This window comes from Geomicrobium sp. JCM 19038, assembly GCF_000698125.1.
Taxonomy (GTDB): domain Bacteria; phylum Bacillota; class Bacilli; order Bacillales; family Marinococcaceae; genus Geomicrobium_A.
Map to the genome: position 1 here is coordinate 1 of NZ_BAXA01000023.1, position 25,278 is coordinate 25,278.

Consider the following 25,278-nt stretch of genomic DNA (forward strand, 5'->3'; position numbering starts at 1 on the left):
AGCAACTCCTTTATGGAGTTGCTAGTTGCTGCTCACGATTTGTCTTCGTAGATTCGTTCAGAGCAGGTGTACACATTCATCGATTGTTTTCTTATAAAGCCAACCATCGTAATTTGCTGTTCTTTTGCAATTTGAATCGCCCTGTCTGTCGGGGCTGATTTTGATAAGATCACTTCACAGCCAATTTTTGCAGCTTTAAGCACGATTTCAGAGGATAGTCTTCCACTAAAAACGAGCACTTTATCTTCCAATGAAATCTTATTTCTTAAACAGTGGCCATAGATCTTATCTAACGCGTTGTGTCTACCAATATCTACACGCATTACGACGATTCCGTCTTTTGTAGCAAGCGCTGCATTATGAACGCCACCTGTTTCTCTAAAAATACTTGAGTGTTCTTGTAATTCGTTCATCAATTGAAAACATTGCCTTTGACTGATGATTACATTTCGACTCGTCATGATCTTAGTTGTTTTCGCGTCACTTGCAAAGATCAATGCTTGACGGCTCATCCCACAACATGATGTAAGATAACGTTTCGTCTGCATCTGTTGAGACAGTGGATAAAGCGCACGCGTCAACCGCACGTGAACAAATCCGTCTTTAGCATTCCACCGAATTGATTCAATGTCTTGTATTCGATTTACAATTCCTTCTGATATGAGATAACCAATCACCATGTCCTTCACGTATTGAGGTGAACTTACAATCGTAAGCAGTTCTTCACCATTTACTTTAATCGTCACAGGTCGTTCAACGACAATGTGGTCTTGAACTGTTTCAACATTTGAGTGAGTATAGCGGACAATCTCATACTCTACACGTTCTTCGTCCATACGTGTCATCCTTACTTCTTCCTAATGAGTAGTGGAACGAGTATTACAAGTGCTCCAGTTAGAAATCCAAACCATCTAGGCGCATAACCCCGAGCCGGCTTCGTGTTGGATGTTGATCCTCGATTTTGAGTTCCCATTTCCTTTTCCGGATGCTCAAGTCGTTCCAATTGAGGTTCGATCTTTTCTTCTTGAGCTTCATCAACACCAAAGCCTTTCACGAACTTCATGAGCACATTCATCCCTTCAATGACTTCTCTGTCATTTAAGGAGCGAATAAGCCTAAGGTTCCTGCGTTCTGATCACTATGATCATATTCTGCTGCCATCTTGATTCCATGGTTTAACTTCAATACAATTGGTTCTAGTTCATTCATATTAACCGTTCCTAATAACTGGAAAATAAGCAATGCGTTTTTAATCGATTGCGTCGTTTCTTTCGTATCCATCGCGGTGACAATCCGATGTAAGACATGCTCGCTTTGACCCAGGGCACCGTGAGCCAAATTTAATACTTCACGATCCCGAAGTTGATGAATAATCGTGAGCACGTCTTCAATCGAATCTTTATGTTCTACAAGTAGCGACTCGATCTCCTTAACTTGTTGTTCATGAAGCTCCTTTGGATCTTTTTCGATTTTATGAATGACCGTCGTAGCTTTCGCCATTACATCCCCCTCCTCTTCTTCACAAGATCTCCAGGGAACGTGTAATCAGATCTGGCCCACTTCGCTTCAACGTTAACGCCAACTTGTGGTTGTGGGTTGCCGTAGCGATGATTTGTTTTCGGTAGAGGCGATTCTCCTTTTTGCTTAAGAATCTCCATCTTCGCTGAGATCTCTTTGTATGCTGGTGTATCTGTGTCTTTGTCAGAATGGGAGCTTGTCAAATAATTAATCGCACCTTCACCTCTCGAATTCATCGGTAAATACACTTGTTTACCGACGACACGATCGGTGACAACACAATCGACTTTAACCGCTCCATACGGAGAAGTTAGGCGCACAGTCGTACCATCTTCAAGCCCTCGTTCGTTCGCCAATTCATGAGACACTTCCAAAAAGACGTTCGGAGTCTTCTTCGTTATGCCTTCAGTTTGGTACGTCATATTGCCTTCATGGAAATGCTCAAGCAAGCGACCGTTATTCACATGTAAATCATACTCCTCTTCAAATTGTAACGGCTTCGTCCATTCGACTGGCCATAACCTTGCTTTGCCACCAGGTAACGCAAATCCATCGGTAAATAAAAGTGGGGTGTCCGTTCCATCTTCTTTAACTGGCCATTGCAAACTATCGTATCCTTCTAATCGCTCATACGAAACACCAGCAAATAAAGGTGTTAATGAAGCCGCTTCTGCCATCACTTCACTCGGATGATTATACGCCCAACCCGCACCCATTCGATTCGCAATTTCAATAATGATTTGCCAATCTGGCTTTGAATCTCCTAAAGGTTCGAGCGCTTGGTATAGCCGTTGGAAACGTCGCTCTGTATTAACGAACGTCCCTTCTTTCTCTAAGCTTGGACTTGCAGGTAAGACAACGTCTGCATATTGACACGTTTTCGTAAAGAAAATATCTTGGACAACAAAGAAGGATAACTTCTCGAGTGCCGATTGCACGTAATTAATATTAGAATCAACAATTCCCATATCTTCACCTTTTAAATACAACACGTCTAAGCTGCCTTCGTGAATGGCATCAACCATCTCATGGTTGTTCAAACCTGGCACATTCGATAACGATACTCCCCAGTTCGCTTCAAAACGAGAACGAACCTCATCATCGGTTACATACTGATATCCTGGTAAACGATCAGGCATACTGCCAAAATCGCTTGCCCCTTGAACGTTGTTATGACCACGAAGTGGGTAAGAACCTGCTCCAGCTTCATGTAATTGCCGGTAACAAGTAACAAGTTAGAAATTGCAGTACTCGTATCACTTCCACCGCCATGCTGCGTCACACCCATCGCCCAAAGTACAGCTGTTGTCTTTGCTTCATGAATCATCGTCGCGATTTCGATAAGCTCTTCTCTCGTTAAGTCGGTCACTTCTGACGCGTACTCGAGCGTATATGGCGCTAAACTAATCAAATATTCTTCAACGTCATTTACATGCTCTGCCAAAAATGCCTCCTCGTGCCATCCTTGGTCGACAATGTACTTTGTGACAGCAGAGAGCCAAACGAGATCACTTCCTGGAGAAGGTTTTACAAATAAATCTGAGCGCTCCGCTAAGTCATGCTTTCTTAGGTCAGCGACGATGACCTTCTGACCATTTAGCTTTTGCGCACGCTTCACTCTCGTAGACAAAACAGGATGTGACTCGACCGTATTCGAGCCAATTGAAATAATCAGTTCAGCGCTGGCAATATCATTGATTCCACCGGAGTCACCACCATACCCAACTGTACGCCAAAGCCCCATCGTAGCCGGAGACTGGCAATACCTCGAACAGTTGTCAATGTTGTTCGTGCCAACAACTCCTCTCGCAAGCTTTTGCATTAAATACGATTCTTCATTTGTACACTTGGATGATGAAATAAAAGCGAGAGCATCGGAACCTTTTTCATTTAACGTTTTCTTAAATTTACGTTCAATTAAATCAAGCGCTTCTTGCCACTCAGCTTCACGAAACGAATCACCATCACGTATTAAAGGCTTCGTTAGGCGTTCTTCACTGTTCACATAATCCCAACCGAACTTTCCTTTCACACATGTCGAAATTCCATTCGCCGGCGCTTCAGGTTGAGGTTGAATCTTTAAAATCTTCCGGTCCTTTGTCCACACATCAAATGAACAGCCGACACCACAGTACGTACAAACAGTTTTCGTTTTCTTTATTCGCTCTTCACGCATTGCTGCTTCGACATCTGAGATCGTCATGAGTGATTCATAGCCTGTTTCTACATTTTTCGTAATATTAACCATTGGTCTGAACGTTTCTTTCTTAATCCCGGTAAGAAATCCTGCTTCACCTTCCATCCCGACTTCAAGCATGGCATTACAAGGGCAGACCGTTGAACAGTGACCACAACTAACACACGAAGAATCATCAATTGTCGTATCTTTGTCCCAAATTACCCTTGGACGCTTTAGATTCCAGTCAATGGATAGTGTCTCAGTGACTTGGACATCTTGACACGCCTCAACACAACGACCACAGAGGATACACTGATCGGGGTCATACCGGTAAAATGCGTTACGATTAACCGTGGACTCTTTTGTTGAATGAGGGGTTTCTTGGTGGCTAATCTTCATCTCTTTAACAGCGTTATGTATCTCACAATTCCCGTTATTGTAATCGCAAACTGTGCAATACAACTCATGATTCCCAAGCATGCGATCCATTGCAATCAACTGCGCTTCATGAACTTCAGCACTGATTGAATCAACAACATCGCCATCATTAATCTTTGTGGAACACGCCCGAATGAACTCGCCGTTTACTTTTACGATACAACTATCACACGTTTCAATAGCCCCTAGACTTGGATGAAAACAAAGACTTGGCACTTGCATGTCCATTTTTTGTAGTCTTTCAAGTACGGATTGTTCGCTAGTGAACATTTCTTGCTTTCCGTTAATCGTTACGGTCATCGTTTGAGTCACCCGATCTCCTCCTTGTTATTCATAAGTTTAATTTACTTTATTTTCCCTTAATTTAAAATCATTAAACATTAATCATCGGACGCTGTTTTAAGTCTATCTTTTTTGGGTAACAAACACTATTCGCCTGAAGGAGGAGTGGCATGTACAAAGACACGCTCTCTACGTTAAACGAACAAGCAAAAACCAAATATAGATTGTTTTCTTCATCTCCACTTCGCTATTTGTTCGCCTCGATTCTCGCAGGGGCTTATGTTGGCATTGGTACCATCGTTTTATTTTCCGTCGGACAACCACTACATAGTTCAGGCTCTCCAATCTTAGATGTTTTGACAGGGGCTACGTTCGGTGTTGCCCTTGCACTCGTTTTATGAGCCGGGTCGGAACTTTTTACAGGTAATAACCTCATTTTCACTGTAAGTTCTCTTTCAAGAATTACGAGTTGGTCACAAACGTTAACGATTTGGGGCTGGAGTTATTTCGGCAACTTAATCGGGGCCATTCTCTTATCGTTTCTCATTCTATTTACCGGAATATTTCATGGAGCCAACGATAGCCATTACATGTTTACACTTGCTGCAGAGAAAATGAACGCCCCGATGATGGAACTTTTCTTTAGAGGCATTCTATGCAACTGGATTGTCTGTCTTGCCATTTGGACATCTCTTCGTGCAGATGGTGATATCGCGAAATCATTCTTAATATTCGTGTTAATTATGGCATTCATTGCTGCAGGTCTTGAGCATAGCATTGCGAATATGTCGATTTTAGGCATTGCATTGCTACACGGAGGACCAGAGTCAGTGACGTTTGCAGGATTCATTTACAACCTCATCCCAGTAACGATCGGTAACATCATCGGTGGCGCAGTATTTGTCGCTACGACGTATTTTGTAATCAGTGTTCATAAAGAAGCGTTAACAAACGAGAAAAAAAGTGCTTAAGCCTAGTTGCGCTAAAACACATCAGTTTTAGCGCAGAATTTCACTGGCTTCCTTACCCACCACTTACCGGCGGAATAAAAGCGACCGTATCTCCTGACTGTACGTAATCCGTATCTTCCACAAATTCTTCATTAATGGCGATCATCGTTCGCTCTAAACTCCCCTTAGGAAGCGTGTACGTTTGCTCAACCCACTGTTTAAGTTCTCGTACGGTTTTCCCTGCAAGGTCAGCGTGTACGGTTGCTTGTCCGATTTTTTCTTTCATTCCAGCAAAAAATAATACATCAACCATGATGACCCTCCTTCTCATTGTAAGCGTTTCGTTCAAGCTGATCTCCGACCCAAAAGCTACCATCTGCCCAATATTCTTTTTTCCAGATCGGCACAATCTCTTTAATACGTTCAATCGCATACGAAGTTGCCTCATGGGACGCTTGTCGATGGGGTGAGCTTACAGCAATGACGACAGCGATCTCTTGAATTGCTAACGTTCCTAGTCGATGTGTAATTGCGACGGTTGTTCCTTGCCACTTTTCCTCGATCTCTTTGCCAATTCGCTCTAGCATTTTGACTGCCATCGATTCATATGCATGGTACTCTAATCGCAAGGTCTGCTTTTCGTGTGTCATTTCTCTCACTGTACCGATAAATGTCTGTATAGCCCCTACATTATTGTGTAGAACTTGTTCAATGAGTTCGTTGACTGCAATCGGTTCATAGGTGATTTTGAACATGTTCGTTCCTCATTTCTACAATTTGACTAACGAAGTAGGAAACCCACGCTTCTTCCTCATGACGTAAAAATACCGCTGTCCCTTTGCTATCCACATCAAAACATTCACGTTGAACAATACCGATTGTTTGAGAGCGATTCATTAACGAAAGATCTCCCTGATCTCGCAACAAGACTATATTAGGTAAAATCGCATCTTTAAACCCTTCAACAAATACAACATCCACCGTCATCACGAGAGATTGTAATTGCAGCAATTCAGTTAGCGACATTTCTTTCTTTAATTGAATGCTAACTTCTCCGCCACCTTCTACGAAACTCGCTTTTGCACCTGCTGTAATAAAGCGTTCGCTATCGTATCTTGCTTTTGGTGGAACAGGCGAGTGACCGTGATGTTTAATGACTGTGGATGTAAGGTTTCTTTGCTCTAGGGCACAAATGAGCTTGGAGATTGTTGTTGTCTTCCCCGCGTTCTTATACCCGACTATTTGTACGATACAATTGGGATGTCCCATGGCCATTGACTACCTTTTTGATCATGTAGATCTAATAGATTCACTTCTTCCCCACGCTTGTACCCTTTTGATCCTGCAGGTAAAACGATCAATACGTCAGCTTCTCCGAGTGCAATAACAGAACTCGATTTGTCTAGTCCAGATGGTTTCACATATTGTACGCCTTCACGCTCCAAAGCAACACCACGAATCAACCTTGTGTACGGATTTGGTTTAGGGTGATCACTGTCTAACACACCAATGGATCGTTTTAAATGCAAATCACGTGCACCGAGTGCTTTGCGTATTAACGGTCGGACAAACAGTTCAAACCCTACATAACATGCACCAGGGTTACCTGATAAACCATAGATCAACTGTCCATCTTTTTCAGCAACTGTCGTGACACTACCTGGACGCATAGCAACTTTGTTAAAAAGTGTCGTCGCATGAAGACGTTCAACAAGTTGTGGCACGAGATCATAATCACCAACAGAAGCACCGCCTGTTGTAATCATTGCATCGACTTCTTGTAACGCATCAGTCACAACATCCACACATGCATCCAATTCGTCAGGAAGTTTTCCATACATGACTGGAATGCCACCAGCACGTTTTACTTGAGATGCCGCCATGTACGCATTGCTGTTTCGGATTTTCCCAGGTTGTAAAGGTTCGTGAACATCTAATAGCTCGCTACCCGTTGCAAGAATTCCAATTCGTGGTTTTCGAAACACAGGGACGATATCGTAACCAAACGTTGCCAGTAACGCAACGGTACCAGGATGAATGATCGCCCCTTTTTCTATGAGCACTTGATCTTTTTTCGTATCTTCACCTTGAAATGAAATGTTCTCGTTATGGTGGTGAGGACGAATAATTGTAACCATATCTGCTTCATTTGTATGTATTTCTTCCAACATCACAACTGCATCACTTTGACTTGGCATTTGTGCGCCCGTCATGATGCGAACTGCTTGACCATTTTCAAGATCGTCTGTATATAAACTTCCTGCACCAATATCTCCTACAACGTGTAATCGCGTTGGATTTTGCCTACTTGCTTGACTCGTATCTTCAGAGCGAATGGCATATCCGTCATAAGGTGCGCGATTAAAAGGCGGAACATCGTGGTCTGCAAGTAAATCTTCTGCTAAAAACCGTAAGTCACTTTCCAATAGTGGCACATAATCGATTGCCTGGTTAAATTCATAGTTCATCACACGGCTCACCGCATCTGAAATTGAAATGGGTCTACGTACTTCTACCAAAGTAACCCCTCCTTATTCCATCATTTCATAATAAAATGCCTTTGCTTCTTCAACATCGTTCGTACCGTGAACGAGCACTCGCCCGTCTTTAAAGATCGCCATCCGCTTTCCTGATTGATGCTCAGTGAAGGATAGTAAAAACGAATTCTTCTTTGTTTTGCCGTATGCGGTCAACTTCATTTCTAGATGCGAGAGATCAAATGACCGATCTTTCATACGAATTTGAATCGTATCGCGGCCACAGAGCACCGCGATGTCGGTCTGTTGTAGCGATTTAAGATACGGAAACGCGCGCTCACTTCCGCACGTTTTGCACGACTCTTTTTTCATTTTTTTCATTGAGAATTTCTGATAGTTGCCTTCCCAAATGTCATAGATACTTATTGATCGGTCAATTTCATCGGATTTACCAATTAACCATTTTAATACGTGTACAGTTTGCATTAATGACGTTTGTTGAATAACTGGGGCAATGACTCCGTGGCTGTCACACGTCATTGCCTCACCTGGAATGAACTTCATTACGCACATTAAACAAGGATCTTCATTCGGCTCAAAAAACTTCGTCATGCCGTATGACCCTGCACAGGCACCAAACACCCACGGAATGTTATGCTTCACAGACAGATCATTCATAATAAAACGAATATCAAAATTATCAGTTCCATCAATTAAAATGTCGACATCGCTTAGCAGTGGTTCCAAGTTACGTGCTGTTGCATCCATGACGTGAGCTTCGATTGTAGCATCTGAATTAATTTCTTCTAATCGCCTCTTCGCAGCGATTGCCTTTGGTAACACTTGCTCTACATCGCTTCACAATACAATTGTTGGCGATGCAAATTGCTTAATTCAACATAATCGCGGTCAACGATGGTGACCGTCTTCACTCCTGCACGAACGAGCGTTTCTGCACTTACACTTCCAAGTGCCCCGACACCAATGAGTAAAACATGTGCTTGTTCAAGTCGATCTTGTCCGGCCTTGCCAATCGGTGAAAAAGACATTTGCTTTTCGTATCGGTTCACGTAACGTCCCCCTTATCCACCAATATAGGACATTTCTATTTTCTTGCGACTTCTTGCACTTTCTTCTGTTCTCGTTTCGGAATAACGATCTCGTCGCTTCTCCCAAATCTGTCTGATTGAGTCACCTAACAATTCGTCACTTTCACCTTCTCGAACGAGTTCTTTTAAGTCTATTCCTGTCTCTGAAAACAAACACGTATAAAGCTTTCCATCTGCACTGATCCGGGCTCTCGTACACGATCCACAAAACGTTTCCGTGACTGACGAGATAAATCCTACTTCACTGGCTTGATCCAAATAACGATACCGTTTTGCTACCTCTCCATAGTATTCCTCATCAACCGGAACAACAGGCGAAAACGACTTTACTTGATCGAGCAATTCTTTTTTTGAGACGACTTGATCAAAATTCCAACCGTTCGTTTGACCAACGTCCATAAATTCAATGAAACGTAATGTGACTTGTTCTCGTTTGCAAAATTGTGCCATCGGAAGTACTTCATGTTCATTAACACCACGTTGTACAACCATGTTAATCTTCACGCCTAGTCCTGCTTCTTTTGCCGCTTTAATACCACGAATGACAGCATCTGGTGACGTTTTCCTACCACTCATCGCTTGGAACGTCTCAATGGATAGCGCATCAAAGCTAATGTTCACACGCTCTAAACCAGCAGCTTTTAACTCACATGCTAACTTCGGTAACATCACACCATTTGTCGTTAACGCAAGATCATTGATTCCTTCGATTTGTTTAAGGCGCTCTATAAGAGATGCAACCCCTTTACGTAACAGCGGTTCGCCACCTGTAATTCGAAGCTTAGTCACGCCCAGCTGCGCAAATTGATCTGCAATCCTGACGATTTCATCAAACGACAACAACTGCTCTTCATTCATAAATACATAATCTGGTCCAAAAATTTCTTTAGGCATGCAATAGGAGCATCGAAAATTGCACCGATCCATAATCGAGATGCGCAAATCTTTCAACGGTCGACGAAACTGATCATTAACGGGATTGGCTGCCACTTTACGACTCCTTTCACGTTCATTTACTATAGAAGTAGCAAATGATGTACAATTTGTATTATTCTAACATACAGAAGGCGAGGGAAGACAAGCATATGCATCATAAACATGATCACAACTCTTCATCTGTCGCCATTCTCACATTAAGTGATACGCGGAATCTGACTGAAGACAAAAGCGGCACAAAAATTGAACAACTACTTTCACCCCTTCATACAATCGTTGATCGCAAGCTCATAAAAGATGATCCTCTTCATCTACAAGCTGTTTTAACAGACTGGATTCAAGACGAGCGAATTTCGATCATTATTACGACAGGTGGAACCGGTATAAGTGAACGTGATAATACGTATTCAATGGTTGAACAACTGATCGAGACACCGATACACGGTTTCGGTGAACTCTTTCGCTTTAAAAGTTATGAAGAAATTGGAGCACGAGCCATGCTTAGCAATGCAATCGCAGGGACAACCAACCAAACCGCCATCTTCTCTCTTCCAGGATCTGTTCACGCCGTAACGCTTGCGATGACGGAACTAATTCTACCAACAATCAATCATGTGAGCAGGGAGCTTATAAAATGACAATCGCTGGACTGATTATGGCTGGCGGACGCTCAACGCGTTATGGGAAACAAAAACTGTTTGAATTTCATGAAAATGAAGCGCTCTGGATGAAGAGTGTTCAGGCGCTACAAAAAGCCAACATTCACGACATTTACGTGCTAACGAACAACAACTTGAATGAACACTTTTTAACACACGGTGTACATGTACTCATTGACCAGTCCCCACATGCTGGCCGATGCACGCTTTACACGGCGCTATGAGTGCTCTGCATGCAGATTTCGAATGGTTTCAAGTGTTGGCTGGTGATTTGCCTACGGTTACCCCTCAACTACTAATCGAATTACAAAACCATTTACGTACAAAACCGGATTATGATTGTTTACTTCCAATAAACAATGGGAAATTGCAACCATTACACGGGCTTTATCACCGTAATTGCTTACGAGCACTTCAACATCAATCAAGTAAAGATGCTTCGATGCGGACGTTAATTGAACGTGTAAACACGAGAACCATTAATTTTTCAAATAAACATGACTTTATCAATATTAATTACGAACACGATTGGAAAGGGGTCAGACGATGAGTTTCTCTCACTTTAATAAAGACGGACGTGCACGGATGGTGAACGTTCAAGAAAAACCGAGAACCGTACGGAAAGCTGTAGCTCAATCAAAGATTCGCTTATCAAGCGCTCTCTACACAGCCATTCACGATCAATCTCTTCAAAAGGGTGATCCACTATCTGTTGCACAAGTAGCCGGTGTTATGGCAGCGAAAAAAACACCTGACTGGATTCCAATGTGTCATCCGATTATGATTCAAGGAACAGACATTGATTTTCGTTTTGAGGAAGACGAAGGCGATCACCTTTTAGTCATCACCGCCACTGTGACGGTAGAAGCGAATACTGGCGTGGAGATGGAAGCGTTAACGGCTGTTAGTGCAGCCGCTTTGACGTTTTACGATATGTGTAAATCGATCGATAAAGGGATGATCATAGAAGAAACGTTATTGCTTACAAAAACCGGAGGGAAAAACGGAGATTTTCATCACCCGAGAACACAATCACACGACTAGGAGGAATTCAGATGCACCGACATGATGAATGGGTAAACGATGAAATTAAGAAGCTATGTAGGCTACCTGAACAACGATTAGAAACCCCCTTGCAACAAGGCAAATGGTCGATTAAACAAACGGTTGGTCATATGTACTATTGGGATCAATACATTCTTAAAGAAATCATTCCATCTATAACTAATGGAGCAATAATCCAAGCGTTTCCAGATCATGATTTGTTCAACGAAAAGGCAACCGAGAAAAGTAACCGATATGCTGCCAAAGAAATGCTCCAAACGTTTCTTAAACAACGAAGACAATTATTAGCAGCCTATGAAAAGTATCCTAAAACCATTGAATTTAAGATTGAACAGGAACGAGGAACGATGACTGCCAACTCGCTCCGAACTTTATTTGAAGAACACGATGTACATCATTTAAAAGAAATGAACTCATTTATCGACAACACAAAAGGCGATTGATTGCTCAATCGCCTCCGTGTGCTTCTATGAATTTACTCGATCTTTACGACTTCTAAAAATCCAGCTGTTGTAATAAAAAATCTTCGTCGGCATTCCACCAAGCTGAATTAACCGCTTCGCTGCATGCTTCATTTCCATATTGCCTTGAACTTTACCGTCTGATAAATAGATGGCGTATAACCCACGCTTAATCATCCGATGAAATTCTTCATCCGGCAGACCACGTAAATTTTCTTCAGCTTTTCGATCTAAGAAGTGGAAGCGCTCCACCATTTCATCTTCGCTCTCATAATACGCCGCAAAGTTCATTTCTTGTTCTTGGAAGTCTTCTTCTTGATCAATGAAATAATCAAGCATAATGTGAACACCTTGCATCCACGGGAAATAACCTTCTTTAATTTGCTTTGACTCTTCCTTCGTACGAGGCAATGCTGCAGCGTATGCTGCTAAGCAATAAAGCGCTAATGTAGAAGCGACCGCCGTAGAAAATTCATACCAACGAAGCTCAGGGAATTTGTGTTTATGCTCTTCAAAAAATGCCTTTAATAGCCCTTCACGCTCATGTTCAGGCACATGCTTATATACTTGGAAGTCAACGTAATACTGAGCGACTTCTTTCATATCTTCTTGCATTTCCACAAACCCCGGGAACGTCTGAACCGTTTCCTGACACGTTTTTACGAGTTCATGTAAGTACCCACCATCGTCATAACCACCACGCACACGGTAGTAGTCTTTTAACTCTGCACCAGGTGTGAGTCCATCTAACAGTGCATCATGCAATGCGCGAAAGTCTTCTGGGTCTTGTGATTCACTTTTATCACAAAGGGTATCTAAGTAATCACAGATCGTTTGGTACGCGCAAAGGAAGCGAATAAATGCTTCCTTGTTTCCTCCTGCAAGCATTGCAAGCACACTACCACCTTCGCAGTGGAAGTCTTTATCATCAATCGTCCAAACCGCTTGTTTACTTAGTTGTTGGTCTGGCATTTGTGTTGCGCGTGCTTTCCAATGTTCAAGTTGACGATGAACTTCTGGGATCGTCTCTTTGTATGTCCGTAAAAGAATCGTCCACGGCTTTTTTGGCACCTGAAAATTCATAACTTCCTCCTAAATACTTCTCAATTAAAGTCTTCCCAATCGTTGCCACATAAAATACAACATAAAGCGAAACACATCTTCACGTTCTGGTTCATTAAATAGCTCATGATACAAGCCACGCCATTCCCTCATGGAACGGTCTTCAATTCGAAGTCGATTAAACCATTCATGTGAAGCGGTCTTTTCAACTAAATAATCTTCTCCAGCTTGCAAAAGCAATAGCGATACATTTGGAAATTCATACGCATGATCCAAGCTTGTCTTCATCGCTTTTTGCATCTCTTGATACCAACGTACCGATACCGTATGTACGAAAAGCTCATCTTTATGAAAATCAGATCGCACGTCTTCATTCCTCGTTGCATGATCGGTTTTAATTCCGCTTTTCACACTAAACGTTGGAACGATTCGATGAATTCCTTTTGCCACCGCTGTTAATGCTTTATTCGGAGGATCGTACAGTGCGAGACACGGCGACGATAATACAACACCGCGAACCGGTAATTGTTTCTCCATCATCGTGCGAATGACTGATAAGCCTCCCATACTATGACCAAATAAAAAGACCGGCAATTCATACGTTACCGCTTCTTTATACCAATGGTGAACCGCATCAATGTATTGCTCAAAATGATCAATATGCCTCGTTTTCCTCGCGTTCTCCCAAACCCTGGAAGGTCACCTGCAATCACGTGGAAATGTTCGCGATTTAATCGCTCTATTAGCCACGTATAACGACCATAATGTTCTCCAGCTCCGTGTACAATGACAAAAACACCGATCGCTTGTTCTGCTTCCCAAATCCGCATGTTTCATTCACTCCTATGTCGTCATTGCCAACATTTATTCTTCTATTACACCATATGTCGCTATTTTTTTCATCTATTGTGGGATAATCACGCAGATCCAACTAAAAGTTTCGTTCTTATTGGGCTTTTTTGGTACACTGGAAATGAATTGAAAGGAGTTTTACACCTATGAGCGTTTACCCTTATAAAGACATACATCCAACGATTGATTCAACCGTTTTTCTAGCCGAAGGTGCAATCGTCACTGGAGACGTCGTTATTGGTGAGGAGTCAACATTGTGGTACCACACCGTAATCCGAGGAGATGTTGATCGAACAATCATCGGCAAACGAGTAAACATCCAAGATCAATCAATGATCCATCAAAGTCCAGGTAACCCGGTAATCATTGAAGATGATGTATCGGTAGGACACCAAGCGATGTTACACGGCTGTACGATCAAAAAAAACGCGCTCATCGGTATGAAAGCAACCGTTCTTGATGGCGCTGAAATTGGTGAAGAAGCGTTCATTGGAGCTTGTGCCCTCGTAACTCCTGGAACGAAAATCCCTCCACGCACACTTGCACTAGGAAGTCCTGCCCGCGTCGTACGAGAGTTAACAGAAGAAGATCGACGCGAACTCTCACGAATTAGATGAATATGTTGAACGGGGAAAGACATACAAACAGCAACAACAACAAAGGAGCGATGAATCATGACCGAATTCCAACAGAATCTTGAAAACTACGCAGATTTAGCACTTAAAGTAGGTGTGAATTTACAAAAAGGACAAACGCTTTACGTCAGAACACCCACGTATGCCGCTCCATTTGTTCACGCTCTCACAAAACGAGCTTACGAACTTGGCTCACACAACGTGCATATTGAATGGAATGATGAAGAAGCAACTCGTCTTAAATTCCAATATGCGGACGAAGAAGCGTTCAAAACCTATCCACAATGGAAAGCTGACCCACTTGTTGAAGCAGCAAAAGAAGACGCTGCGTTTCTTTCAATTACTGGTGGCAATCCCGACCTATTAAAAGAAGCCAACCCTGAACATGTTGCCATGCAACAAAAAGCAGGTGGACAAGCGAATGAAACGTTTAGAAGCTATATTCAGTCAGACAAAGTAAGTTGGTCGATTGTTGCTGTTCCATCTGCAGCATGGGCAAAGAAAGTGTACCCGAACGAAAGCGATGAACAAGCAGTTTCAAAGCTTTGGAATGACATCTTCCAAGCGACACGCATGCATGAAGACGATGTTGTTGAAGCTTGGCAAAATCACCTAGCCGTACTTGATGAAAAACGCGAAAAGCTTAACAACAAGAAATTCCACGCCCTACACTATAAAGCAACCGGTACTGACTTAATAATTGAACTACCAGAAACACACATTTGGGCTTCAGGTGGTAGCACGAGTAAAGCTGGGGTTGATTTTGTTGCCAACATCCCTACTGAAGAAGTGTTTACTGCAGCGAAGAAACACGGAGTGAATGGCACCGTCACGAGTACAAAGCCACTCAACTACGGTGGCACATTAATTACGGACTTTACTTTAACGTTTAAAGACGGCAAGATTGTCGACTTCAAAGCCGCTCAAGGTGAAGCAACATTAAAGGGCATTTTAGAAGGCGATGAAGGTTCAAAATACATCGGTGAAGTAGCACTAGTTCCTCACCGTTCACCAATTTCTGATATGGATCTAATCTTTTATAACACGCTTTTTGACGAGAATGCTTCAAACCACTTAGCCATCGGTAGTGCATACGCCTTTAACATTGAAGGTGGCAAAGAAATGAACAAAGAAGAGCTCGAAGCAAATGGCATTAACCAAAGCATCACTCACGTAGACTTTATGATGGGCGCTGCTGATATGGACATCGATGGGATCCATGCAGATGGAACTCGCGAAGCGGTGTTCCGTAACGGAGAATGGGCAATCTAATACAGATCATCGAAAAAACCCTGGTTCAGAGAACTAGGGTTTTCTTCTCTATGTTGGACATTTGATTATTTCATAAGGGGGAAATCCCACTATATCAAATGTTTACCTGGCGATTTTAAAGTTTTATGTTAGATTTTAATGATTTCTCTTTTACCAAGAAGGAAAATCGTCAAATCCAAACGTTTATGCGGCAATTATGGGTGTGTGAAGTGTCAGAAACATCTACGGGGTGTAGCGTTGGCTCATATCATTAAACCGCTCCTGCAATGTTGCTCATTTTACTTTCGAACTTGTTTCCAATAAAAAATCGCAAGCTGTGTGCGGTCTCTTAATTCTAATTTATCTAAGATTACCGAGAGTGTATTTCTCACCGTACCAACACTTAAAAAGAGCGAATCAGCAATCTCTTGATTGGACAGCCCTTTTGCAATCGCTTCGACAATGTCATTTTCTCTTTTTGTTAAATGATCAACATGCTGATACTGTTCGGTTGGATTCACAATTTCCTTTAGCACATCCGCATCGAGAACTGAACTTCCTGCTGCAAGCGTACGAATTTGTTGTGCCATATCATCAATGGAGGAGGATTTTAAGACGTATCCTTTTGCCCCTGCGTTTAGTGCAAGACGAATGTTATGCTCATCCTTAAACGTTGTTAGCATCATAATTCGAATTTGTGGCCACGTTTCACTCACTCGTTTTGTGCATTCGATTCCATCCATCACAGGCATGCGAATATCCATAAGAATGACATCAGGTTGGTGTGTTTCGCAAAAACGCAGAGCCTCCTCACCATCTGAAGCTACACCTATGACCGTAAAGTCTGCTTCCTTTTCCAATAATAAGGTTAAGCTTTGCCTTACAAGGGGATCGTCGTCAACGATTAATAACTTCATCTTTTGTCCTCCTCAAGCGGTAATACGCATACAACTTGATAACCATTTACAGTATTGACAGTTACGCTGCCACCATTTGCTCGGGCACGCACTTTTAAGTTCCTAATGCCGCTACCTTCTCCTAGATGCTTTGATCCAGTCCCATTGTCTTGAATGCTTAACCTCACTAAATACATCGTTACATCAAGATTAACGTTTACTTCAGTTGCGTCACTATGCCTTGCCACGTTCGTTAACGCTTCTTTTAAACAAGGTTCTAATAGACCCCAATAATGAACGGGAACAAGCTGCATATCTCCTGAACGCTGAAAAGAAACTGGCGTATGAATAAATTCCTTGGCAATATGTTCGAGCACATCAACACCGATTCTTGCAACTGGCGTCATATCATGGACCGTGTCACGAAGCATTGCTGTACTACGAGCTACGCGAAGTTTCACTTCATTTAACATTACTTCTGCTTCTTTTCCTTCTAATTGCTCGTAGGCTTCTAAGGCAAGGTTTGCTCCAGTTAAATCATGACCAACGTGATCATGAAGATCTCGCGCAATCCGATTACGTTCAGACACTTCTGCCAGTTGGGCCGCTTTGCGACTAGACTGCAACAACTCTTCTTTCACGTTTTCGAGGGCATGGCGGGCGTGACGTTCCCGGTCCGCTTCAGTTATGTATCGTTCACGTTGTTTACTCGTACTTGCGTCCCAAACACCAAAAACACCTGCTTGGAAAAGTAGCCATAATAAAACGATTGAATAAAGCTCAAATAAAGCAAGAAGTACGATCACAATAATTAAGAAGCGATATTTTTGACGAGACATCATTTCAAATACAGGTAACGCTAATCCGTATGCACTACTACTCCAAATCGGAATAAATAGAAAGCATAAAAGTAAATCAATGATGATCGTCCAACTCGGAAGACGAAAACGCCACCATAAGCAGACGATGATCGCGAGGGAAATTACAAATAAGAAACTAACAAGGGGGGATCTTGGTACATCCATAGTGCAATTAAAAACACGATGTTCATAAATCGCCATACATTCACCAAATGATCACCTCATTAAACTTACTATAAGTGTTAAAGGCCCTCCGCTCAAGAGCTGAAGGGCGATACGTAACTCTCTAACTAATTCTTCGTATGCTTCCTATGATTAAAAAGAACAATGCATACAACAGTAAAACACCATTAATGAACAAGAAATCTCCGCGATCTTCACCTAAGACAATCCATTCAATACCTTCTGAGAGCCAATACGTTGGAAAGATTACAGCAATTCTTTCAAATGCTTCAGGCATCATCTCCACAGGAAAAAGAATTCCACCGAGCAATGCCATCAAAACGATTACTGCCATAAATATTAGAAATGATGATTCTTTACTTCTATATAATGAGTTCCAAGCGAGACTAATTGAAATGGATGTGAACGTAAAGACAATATAAAGAATCGTCAAGTTCCAAGGCTCATATAATTCATGACCGTACACATGCCCACCTATGATGACAAAGACGGTTTGGATCACCATAATGACCGAAAATGCGAGCAAGTTTTGCCACAAGTAGTTAAAGTGTGACACAGGTGCGGCGGCAAGCGTTTCACAACCCCTTTTTGACGATCCTCAATCATAATGCTCGTAAGGCGAATGCTAACAAAGAGTAATAGAACACCAAAATATTGATAACCGAGAGGAAGCAGTGGCCAACCTTCTTGAGCTAAAGGTAGAAAAATCGCAGTGATTGGAAACAGTGTTAGAAACAAAACGTTCGTTTTATCTCGTAGTATTCGTTTGAGTGCAAACCGAAATATTGTCATGGCATGCGCCTCCGTCCGGTAAGAAGCAACAATCCAAAAGCAATGATGATGATCACACTAAGCAGTACTGCATACAAAAAGCCGTCAGAAAGCCCTCCATCCCTTACTTGATCAATGGACGAATACGCTAGCATAAGCGGGTTCACATAATCATTGAACGTGTTGATCAAAGCATTGTCTGGCATCGGAAAGAACATCCCTGCCAGTAAAATCATCCCTACACCGTACACCTCACTTAACCGCTCGGCGATTTTAAAGTTCTTCACTGAAAAGGTGAACACGAGGCAAACAATGCTTGATAATGACGACATGAGTGTAATGACGAGCAAAGCCCAAATGAAATTACCCCAGTTCACATCAAAGACTATGGTCGTATAAGCGATTAGTATCATTCCTAACACAATCGAGTAAACGATGCCTGCAAGCATTATCGTAAATCCATATAACCTCGTATTCATCGGTAATGAAAGTAAGCGATCCTTTCTTTCTGCAAAGAGGTCTTGATGAACGTAATTCATGGTAATCGCACCGCCGAACAGTTGAAATCCGAGAACTAAAAGGACAACGGTTTCATCTCTAATCGGTGTACCAGTATGCCCTTCCACTTCTCCTAGAATAATTGAAAAGACCGTAATTAAAATGATCGGAACGACAAGCAACAAAAGCATCGTAATAAAATCACGACTCATTCTAATTCCAATGAACCGAATCGTAGCTAGTTCCCTCATGAAGGATCATCCTCTCCATCACGAAGTTGTTTGCCTGTAAGTGTTAGAAAGACATCTTCTAAATTCGGCTTTTCTGCTTGAATTCCGACGACACCACTCGTTTCTTTCACGATTGAAAGCGCTCGATCAAGATTGCCTGCACCCGCATTTGAAATGATTTGCACGACTGATCCGCTCACTTGTACTTGCTTAACACCTTCTAAGCCTTGTAAACGCTCGATTGGAATCGTTGAAACATCGTTTACATCAATGAAGATTTTCTCTTCATGCTGAATGTTTTTGATTAATTCATCCACCGTTCCCTCTGAAATCACTTGACCTTGATCAACGATCACAACCCGTGTAGCAATCGATTGAACCTCTTCCATATAATGCGTCGTGTACAAAATGGTCGTGCCTTGTTCTTTTAGCTTTCTGACAGCGTCTAGAATATGATTTCTTGATTGCGGATCAATACCAACGGTCGGCTCATCCATGATTAGAAGCTTTGGTCGGTGGGTAAGTGCACAAGCAATGTTCAACCTCCGCTTCATTCCACCTGAGAATTTGTTTGGCGATTGCTTTGCCTTTGACGATAATCCAACGAACTCAAGCGCTTCTTTGACACGCTGTTTCTTTTCTTCACCTTTCAAACCGTATACGCCTGCAAAAAACTCTAAGTTTTCTTTCGCCGTTAATTCTTCAAACACCGTAATCTCTTGCGTAACGAGACCCATTTTCTTTTTATTTACATGGTTAAATACCGCTCCCTCTTCCCCGAATAGGTGAATCGCGCCTTTATCAAAAGGAATAATCCCCATTAAGCATTGAATGAGCGTCGTTTTTCCTGCACCGTTAGGTCCGAGCAAACCGAGAACTTCTCCCTCATGAATATCCAAATCAACATAATCAAGAGCAATTTGATCTTTATACCGCTTTACGATGCCTTTGATTGATGCAATTGTCATTCTTTTCACCATCCCAATTAGATTACCTTTAGTATGTAGCGTTCTTGCATCAATAAGTAGTGACATCTGTCATTAGATTATTGTCATGGCAACATGAAAGGACAACCTATACTCCACAACAAAAAAAGCCTTGTCATAATGACAAGGCTTTTACATCGTTTAGACGTTTGCTGCTTTTTTGAGTTGGTCTGCTTTATCCGTACGTTCCCATGGTAAATCAACATCTGTACGGCCGAAATGTCCGTAAGCTGCGGTTTGTTTGTAAATCGGAGTACGTAAGTCGAGCATTTTAATGATGCCTGCAGGTCTCAAGTCAAAATGACCTTCAACGAGCGTAAGCAGTTCACTTTCACTTACTTTACCCGTACCAAACGTGTTAATTGAAATGGAGACAGGCTTTGCAACCCCAATCGCATAAGCCAATTGAACTTCACATTTCTCTGCAAGTTCAGCGGCTACGAGGTTCTTCGCAACATAGCGTGCGGCATAGGAACCCGAACGGTCAACTTTTGTTGGATCCTTTCCTGAGAACGCGCCTCCACCGTGGCGAGCAAATCCGCCGTACGTATCAACAATAATCTTTCGTCCAGTTAAACCTGCATCCCCTTGAGGTCCACCAATCACGAAGCGTCCTGTCGGATTAATAAAGAACTTCGTTTTTTCGTCGACCCACTTTTCTGGGACAATCGGTTCAATCACATGCTTTTGCAAATCACGCTCAATTTGCTTTAGTGTTGCTTCTGGATGATGCTGTGTTGAGATAACAATCGTATCGATTCGTACTGGTTTGTCATCTTCATCATACTCAATTGTCACTTGTGTTTTTCCATCAGGTCGTAAGTAATCTACTGTGCCGTCTTTACGGACCTTTGCTAATTGACGGGCAAGTCGGTGTGACAATGAAATTGGCATAGGCATATATTCTTTCGTTTCATTGTCCGCATAACCAAACATTAACCCTTGATCGCCAGCACCGATCTCTTCAATTTCTTTGTCGGTCATTGCGCCTTCGCGAGCTTCGAGTGCTGCGTTAACACCTTGAGCAATATCAGGAGATTGCTCATCAATCGCAGTAAGAATTGAGCACGTTTCAGCATCTAAGCCGTACTTCGCTCGCGTGTACCCGATTTCAGTTAACGTTTCACGTACGATTTTTTGAATATCAACGTACGTCGTAGTTGTAATTTCTCCAGTTACTAAAATCATTCCGGTGTTGGCTACTGTTTCACATGCCACCCTTGCGTTTGGATCATGTCGTAAAATTTCATCTAAGATTGCATCAGACACTTGATCACAAATCTTGTCTGGATGGCCTTCTGTTACAGATTCTGACGTAAAAAGCGACGCCCATTTGCTTCCATGATTCTCCTCCTTATGAAACACTGTATTACTTTATATGTTTGAAGTGCCCTAGAGTGCGTGTATCGACTCAAAACACTTCATTTCCCTTTATGGCAAGAACCATAAAGAATATAAGGGCGAGTTGTATCGTATGATTTCATGAAAAAAAGCCCTTCACCGATGAGGGAAGGGGCATTACCTTTCACCTTTCGCCTCTTATCTTGCAAAACAGATGATGTTTTGCCAGGTTGGCACCTTATCTGCATGACTACAGATGGTTGCTGGGTTTCACAGGGCCTGTCCCTCCACCTTCTCCTGATAAAAGCCTACCAAGTAAATATAACGGCAAACGCGAAGAATTGCAAATCTCGACAAGGGAATTAATCGAATCGTAGAATTTTCTGTTCTATTGACTAAGAATTGTCGATATTGCATTGATCATGATTGCAATGTTGCCCAATGATTGGCCGATTTTCGGCAATCTTCCTATATAATCCTTTGCCAATCAAATTAAATGGTCTCATGTTTATGATGCGCATCGGGTACTTTAATAATGCGTGTTCTTCCAGTAGCCTAATAACACCATCAAAACCACGATACACGAACGTCGAATTGATTAAAACATGCATTTCTTTCGTTAAATCAGTTGATTGAACAAACGGATATTGTTGTTCTAACTCAGGTTCATGCAGATCCACCCATTTAACATGGTTAAACTGGTCGTAGGTTTGGATCACACGCTTTGTTTTTTGACAAATCGTACATTGTTGATCATAAAAGACGACACATGAGTCCATAGTTGATCACACCTTTTTTATAAAATCCACGTTAAACATGACACCTTTGTGAAATCGAAAAATAGTATAGACTATAAATCAAAATGTGTTATACTAATTTCAAATCAATTCAACACTTTCGTTCCGTGATTATTGTGAGAAGGAGTTTTGCTACTATGAGTACCGTATCTTTTGAGTCTGCACTGCAACACTTACTGAATGGAGATCACATTGAAACTGATCTTCCTGAATCGAGATTAGTGGAAAGAGCACTCTCACGAGGCGAAGGTGTACTAACAAAATCTGGCGCATTTGCAGCCACTACAGGTTTGTACACAGGTCGATCACCTAAAGATAAATTCATCGTTGATGAACCGTCTGTACACGATTCCATTGATTGGGGTGTCGTAAACGCTGCGGTTGATAAAGATGTATTCTCTAAACTATATCGTAAAGTGCTTCACTATTTAGGTCAACAGGATGCACTTTTTGTTACTAATGGATACGCAGGCAAAGACACCGACTATCGTCTTTCTCTTCGCGTAGTAAATGAATTTGCTTGGCACAACCTTTTTGCACGTCAATTATTCATTCGTCCTGAAGAGAATGAACGCCCTGCTGAAGAAGAGAACGGATTTACAATTGTCTCAGCACCAGGATTTAAAGCGGATCCTGAAGTGGACGGCACACGTTCTGAAGCATTTGTTCATATTTCGTTTGAAGAGCGAATCGTATTAATTGGTGGTACTGAGTATGCCGGCGAAATGAAGAAGTCCATCTTCTCTATTATGAACTACTTGTTACCTGCTCAAAACGTTTTACCGATGCACTGTTCTGCTAACACAGGCAAAGAAGGCGATGTTGCACTTTTCTTCGGTCTTTCTGGAACAGGGAAAACAACACTTTCTGCAGATCGTACGCGTTTTCTAATCGGTGACGATGAGCACGGTTGGTCAGATAACGGTGTATTTAACATTGAAGGTGGTTGCTACGCTAAAACCATTAACCTTTCTAAAGAAAAAGAACCAGACATTTACGATGCCATTCGCTTTGGCGCAGTGCTCGAGAATGTCGTTGTTGATGAAGAGAGTCGTAAACCAGATTATGATGATGGTTACTACACGGAGAACACACGTGCAGCTTATCCACTTGAGCACATCCAAAATGTACTCCCTCAAGGTGTTGCCGGTCATCCGAATACAATTATTTTCTTAACTGCTGATGCATTTGGTGTATTGCCACCAATCAGCCGTCTAACAAAAGAACAAGCAATGTACCACTTCTTAAGTGGATATACGAGCAAGCTAGCAGGAACTGAGCGTGGTGTTACAGAACCTGAAGCAACGTTCTCAAGCTGCTTTGGTGCACCGTTCCTACCAAGACATGCATCGGTTTATGCAGAGATGCTCGGTGAGAAGATTGACCAGCATGAAGTGAATGTATTCCTCGTCAATACGGGCTGGAATGCAGGTGGTTACGGTTCAAGTGATCGTATTCCATTGAATTACACGCGTGCAATGGTGCAAGCGGCACTTGAAGGTGAATTGACGAACGTTCAAACGAATCAAGACCCGATCTTTGGTCTTCATATTCCAAAGCGTGTGCCAGGTGTTCCTGACGAAGTGCTTCAACCGAAATCAACTTGGGACGATCCTAAAGCCTACGACGAGAAAGCTTCACAGCTTGCGAAGAAGTTCAAAGAGAACTTTGAGCGTTTCTCTCACGTTTCAGATGAAATTCGAAACGCTGGACCTACCTTTAAATAAATTACACATGTATAAGAACTTCCAATAATTCATTGGGAGTTCTTTTTTTGTTTTACACACCTCTATACAGGCGATCGCATAAGATATTGCATCTATGGAAGTAGAGGGGACGAATGTACATGAAACGTGCGGGGAAATTCGCTTTGCTGTCTGTACTTAGTGGTTCATTAGTACTTTCAGCTTGTGGGAATGATCAATCAGTAGAAACGTTAGAAGTAGCAGAAGTTACACGTTCGATTTTTTATGCACCACTTTACGTTGCGGTGGAAGAAGGATTTTTTGAAGAGGAAGGGCTAGACGTCGACATTACGACGACTTGGGGTGGAGATAAAACGATGACTGCACTCCTAGCAGACAGTGCGGATATTGCCCTCGTAGGTGCTGAAACGTCGATTTACGTGCATGCACAAAATCCGATGGATTCAGTCGTAAACTTTGCAGCCTTAACTCAAACTGACGGGACGTTTCTAGTCTCACGTGAACCGATTGACGACTTTAGTTGGGATGATTTAAAAGGGACGACATATTTAGGTCAACGTGCCGGGGGAATGCCGCAAATGGCTGGGGAATTTGCGCTTGCCTCAAACGGCATTGATGTAGAGGAAGATGTCGTGTTGGACCAAAGTGTCGACTATGCAAACATCGCTGCAGCATTTGCAGCTGGTACGGGCGACTTTGTTCAATTATTTGAGCCTACTGCAAGTGAATTTGAACGCGAAGGCGTCGGTCATGTTGTCGCTTCATTTGGTGAAGAGTCCGGCATCTTACCATATACAGGGTTTATTACGAAAGAGAGTACCGTTGAGAATAACGAGGATGCGCTCGTAAAGTTTAATCGTGCACTATACAAAGCACAACAATTTGTCCAAGAGGAAGATAGTCAAGTCATTGCCTCTTCCATCGAACCTTACTTTGAAGAAACACCTGACGATTTAATTGCGCAAGTCGTCGATCGCTACCGCGACCAAGATTCCTACGCAATCGATCCGTATATTGATGAAGATGGCTGGGATCACTTGCAAGATATTATGGAAGCTTCAGGCGAATTACCTGCACATTTTGATTACGAAGACCTCGTAAATACAACCATTACAGATCAAGCGCTTCAACGTTAA

General features: G+C 42.3%; 25 protein-coding genes, 5 pseudogenes and 1 riboswitch. Of the genes and pseudogenes, 9 read left to right on the top strand and 21 right to left on the bottom strand.

Features of this window, described 5'->3' with window-relative positions; genetic code table 11:
- Window positions 1-32 precede the first annotated feature (32 nt).
- The 4 genes and pseudogenes from fdhD to fdhF all read right to left on the bottom strand — a co-directional run bounded on the left by fdhD (window position 33) and on the right by fdhF (window position 4,405).
- On the bottom strand, window positions 33-836 hold the full coding sequence (gene fdhD, locus JCM19038_RS18975) for a formate dehydrogenase accessory sulfurtransferase FdhD (RefSeq protein WP_042420973.1): 804 nt from the start codon (window positions 834-836) through the stop codon (window positions 33-35).
- Between the two features lie 11 nt (window positions 837-847).
- Window positions 848-1,063 carry a hypothetical protein gene (locus tag JCM19038_RS18980; RefSeq protein ID WP_152549523.1) on the bottom strand — a complete coding sequence of 72 codons (216 nt, stop codon included), beginning with the start codon at window positions 1,061-1,063 and terminating at the stop codon, window positions 848-850.
- A gap of 35 nt (window positions 1,064-1,098) precedes the next feature.
- Window positions 1,099-1,500, bottom strand: coding sequence for a DUF1641 domain-containing protein (locus JCM19038_RS18985; RefSeq protein ID WP_042420905.1), 402 nt, complete (start codon window positions 1,498-1,500; stop codon window positions 1,099-1,101).
- Window positions 1,500-4,405: pseudogene (gene fdhF / locus JCM19038_RS18990) on the bottom strand (formate dehydrogenase subunit alpha). Before fdhF ends, JCM19038_RS18985 begins: the two are co-directional and overlap by 1 nt.
- Before the next feature lie 182 nt (window positions 4,406-4,587).
- Here fdhF and JCM19038_RS18995 point away from each other — a divergent pair.
- Window positions 4,588-5,388, top strand: a pseudogene (locus JCM19038_RS18995) (formate/nitrite transporter family protein).
- 52 nt (window positions 5,389-5,440) lie between these two features.
- Here the strand turns inward: JCM19038_RS18995 and moaD are convergent.
- From moaD to moaA, 7 genes are read right to left on the bottom strand one after another with little or no spacing between them, the layout of a single operon-like run.
- On the bottom strand, window positions 5,441-5,680 hold the full coding sequence (gene moaD, locus JCM19038_RS19000) for a molybdopterin converting factor subunit 1 (protein ID WP_042420907.1): 240 nt from the start codon (window positions 5,678-5,680) through the stop codon (window positions 5,441-5,443).
- A complete protein-coding gene (locus JCM19038_RS19005) occupies window positions 5,673-6,122 on the bottom strand; it encodes a molybdenum cofactor biosynthesis protein MoaE (protein WP_042420910.1) in 450 nt (149 codons plus the stop codon). The genes moaD and JCM19038_RS19005 overlap by 8 nt, the downstream gene beginning before the upstream one ends.
- Window positions 6,103-6,636 (bottom strand): molybdopterin-guanine dinucleotide biosynthesis protein B, encoded by a 534-nt coding sequence (gene mobB, locus JCM19038_RS19010; RefSeq protein WP_052362016.1) that lies wholly within the window; start codon window positions 6,634-6,636, stop codon window positions 6,103-6,105. The genes JCM19038_RS19005 and mobB overlap by 20 nt, the downstream gene beginning before the upstream one ends.
- Window positions 6,606-7,886, bottom strand: a complete 1,281-nt coding sequence (gene glp, locus JCM19038_RS19015) for a gephyrin-like molybdotransferase Glp (RefSeq protein WP_042420912.1) — start codon at window positions 7,884-7,886, stop codon at window positions 6,606-6,608. Before glp ends, mobB begins: the two co-directional genes overlap by 31 nt.
- Window positions 7,887-7,898: 12 nt before the next feature.
- Window positions 7,899-8,687 (bottom strand): ThiF family adenylyltransferase, encoded by a 789-nt coding sequence (locus JCM19038_RS19020; protein ID WP_052362018.1) that lies wholly within the window; start codon window positions 8,685-8,687, stop codon window positions 7,899-7,901.
- Between the two features lie 5 nt (window positions 8,688-8,692).
- On the bottom strand, window positions 8,693-8,914 hold the full coding sequence (locus tag JCM19038_RS24655; protein ID WP_052362019.1) for a ThiF family adenylyltransferase: 222 nt from the start codon (window positions 8,912-8,914) through the stop codon (window positions 8,693-8,695).
- Between the two features lie 12 nt (window positions 8,915-8,926).
- Window positions 8,927-9,943 carry a GTP 3',8-cyclase MoaA gene (moaA, locus tag JCM19038_RS19025; protein WP_255343404.1) on the bottom strand — a complete coding sequence of 339 codons (1,017 nt, stop codon included), beginning with the start codon at window positions 9,941-9,943 and terminating at the stop codon, window positions 8,927-8,929.
- A gap of 95 nt (window positions 9,944-10,038) precedes the next feature.
- On the opposite strand from moaA, the gene JCM19038_RS19030 reads away from it, so the two are divergent.
- From JCM19038_RS19030 to JCM19038_RS21400, 4 genes and pseudogenes are all read left to right on the top strand, one after another.
- Window positions 10,039-10,527 (top strand): molybdenum cofactor biosynthesis protein B, encoded by a 489-nt coding sequence (locus JCM19038_RS19030; RefSeq protein ID WP_042420913.1) that lies wholly within the window; start codon window positions 10,039-10,041, stop codon window positions 10,525-10,527.
- 17 nt (window positions 10,528-10,544) lie between these two features.
- Window positions 10,545-11,098: pseudogene (locus tag JCM19038_RS24050) on the top strand (molybdenum cofactor guanylyltransferase).
- Window positions 11,095-11,592: a cyclic pyranopterin monophosphate synthase MoaC gene (gene moaC / locus JCM19038_RS19045; RefSeq protein WP_042420920.1), complete on the top strand. Its 498-nt coding sequence runs from the start codon at window positions 11,095-11,097 to the stop codon at window positions 11,590-11,592. Before JCM19038_RS24050 ends, moaC begins: the two are co-directional and overlap by 4 nt.
- A gap of 11 nt (window positions 11,593-11,603) precedes the next feature.
- A complete protein-coding gene (locus JCM19038_RS21400) occupies window positions 11,604-12,056 on the top strand; it encodes a DinB family protein (protein WP_052362021.1) in 453 nt (150 codons plus the stop codon).
- A gap of 24 nt (window positions 12,057-12,080) precedes the next feature.
- On the opposite strand, the gene JCM19038_RS19055 is transcribed toward JCM19038_RS21400, so the two are convergent.
- Together JCM19038_RS19055 and JCM19038_RS19060 are read right to left on the bottom strand one after the other, a co-directional pair.
- Window positions 12,081-13,157, bottom strand: a complete 1,077-nt coding sequence (locus JCM19038_RS19055; protein WP_042420923.1) for a tetraprenyl-beta-curcumene synthase family protein — start codon at window positions 13,155-13,157, stop codon at window positions 12,081-12,083.
- 24 nt (window positions 13,158-13,181) lie between these two features.
- Window positions 13,182-13,966 (bottom strand): annotated as a pseudogene (locus tag JCM19038_RS19060) (lysophospholipase).
- 168 nt (window positions 13,967-14,134) lie between these two features.
- Here JCM19038_RS19060 and JCM19038_RS19065 point away from each other — a divergent pair.
- A pseudogene (locus tag JCM19038_RS19065) lies at window positions 14,135-14,666 on the top strand (gamma carbonic anhydrase family protein).
- Window positions 14,663-15,895, top strand: coding sequence for an aminopeptidase (locus tag JCM19038_RS19070; RefSeq protein ID WP_042420925.1), 1,233 nt, complete (start codon window positions 14,663-14,665; stop codon window positions 15,893-15,895). The pseudogene JCM19038_RS19065 and the gene JCM19038_RS19070 overlap by 4 nt, the downstream one beginning before the upstream one ends.
- Before the next feature lie 278 nt (window positions 15,896-16,173).
- Here JCM19038_RS19070 and JCM19038_RS19075 read toward each other — a convergent pair whose 3' ends face one another.
- The 8 genes from JCM19038_RS19075 to JCM19038_RS19105 all read right to left on the bottom strand — a co-directional run bounded on the left by JCM19038_RS19075 (window position 16,174) and on the right by JCM19038_RS19105 (window position 22,418).
- On the bottom strand, window positions 16,174-16,791 hold the full coding sequence (locus tag JCM19038_RS19075) for a response regulator transcription factor (protein ID WP_042420928.1): 618 nt from the start codon (window positions 16,789-16,791) through the stop codon (window positions 16,174-16,176).
- Window positions 16,788-17,831 carry a sensor histidine kinase gene (locus JCM19038_RS19080; protein WP_052362023.1) on the bottom strand — a complete coding sequence of 348 codons (1,044 nt, stop codon included), beginning with the start codon at window positions 17,829-17,831 and terminating at the stop codon, window positions 16,788-16,790. The genes JCM19038_RS19075 and JCM19038_RS19080 overlap by 4 nt, the downstream gene beginning before the upstream one ends.
- Before the next feature lie 85 nt (window positions 17,832-17,916).
- Window positions 17,917-18,369: an ABC transporter permease gene (locus JCM19038_RS24055; protein WP_373903411.1), complete on the bottom strand. Its 453-nt coding sequence runs from the start codon at window positions 18,367-18,369 to the stop codon at window positions 17,917-17,919.
- The gene (locus tag JCM19038_RS24060; protein ID WP_238554496.1) at window positions 18,312-18,605 is read right to left on the bottom strand and encodes a hypothetical protein; all 294 of its coding nucleotides are present in this window, start codon (window positions 18,603-18,605) and stop codon (window positions 18,312-18,314) included. The genes JCM19038_RS24055 and JCM19038_RS24060 overlap by 58 nt, the downstream gene beginning before the upstream one ends.
- Complete coding sequence (locus JCM19038_RS19090) at window positions 18,602-19,333, bottom strand: ABC transporter permease (protein ID WP_042420930.1); 732 nt, start codon at window positions 19,331-19,333, stop codon at window positions 18,602-18,604. The genes JCM19038_RS24060 and JCM19038_RS19090 overlap by 4 nt, the downstream gene beginning before the upstream one ends.
- Window positions 19,330-20,280: an ABC transporter ATP-binding protein gene (locus JCM19038_RS19095; RefSeq protein ID WP_042420932.1), complete on the bottom strand. Its 951-nt coding sequence runs from the start codon at window positions 20,278-20,280 to the stop codon at window positions 19,330-19,332. Before JCM19038_RS19095 ends, JCM19038_RS19090 begins: the two co-directional genes overlap by 4 nt.
- 159 nt (window positions 20,281-20,439) lie before the next feature.
- Window positions 20,440-21,663, bottom strand: a complete 1,224-nt coding sequence (gene metK / locus JCM19038_RS19100; protein WP_042420934.1) for a methionine adenosyltransferase — start codon at window positions 21,661-21,663, stop codon at window positions 20,440-20,442.
- A 171-nt stretch (window positions 21,664-21,834) separates the two neighbouring features.
- Window positions 21,835-21,946: riboswitch (SAM riboswitch) on the bottom strand.
- 88 nt (window positions 21,947-22,034) lie between these two features.
- Window positions 22,035-22,418: a thiol-disulfide oxidoreductase DCC family protein gene (locus tag JCM19038_RS19105; protein WP_042420936.1), complete on the bottom strand. Its 384-nt coding sequence runs from the start codon at window positions 22,416-22,418 to the stop codon at window positions 22,035-22,037.
- A gap of 155 nt (window positions 22,419-22,573) precedes the next feature.
- On the opposite strand from JCM19038_RS19105, the gene pckA reads away from it, so the two are divergent.
- Complete coding sequence (pckA, locus tag JCM19038_RS19110; RefSeq protein WP_042420938.1) at window positions 22,574-24,163, top strand: phosphoenolpyruvate carboxykinase (ATP); 1,590 nt, start codon at window positions 22,574-22,576, stop codon at window positions 24,161-24,163.
- 119 nt (window positions 24,164-24,282) lie between these two features.
- Window positions 24,283-25,278, top strand: coding sequence for an ABC transporter substrate-binding protein (locus JCM19038_RS19115; RefSeq protein WP_042420940.1), 996 nt, complete (start codon window positions 24,283-24,285; stop codon window positions 25,276-25,278).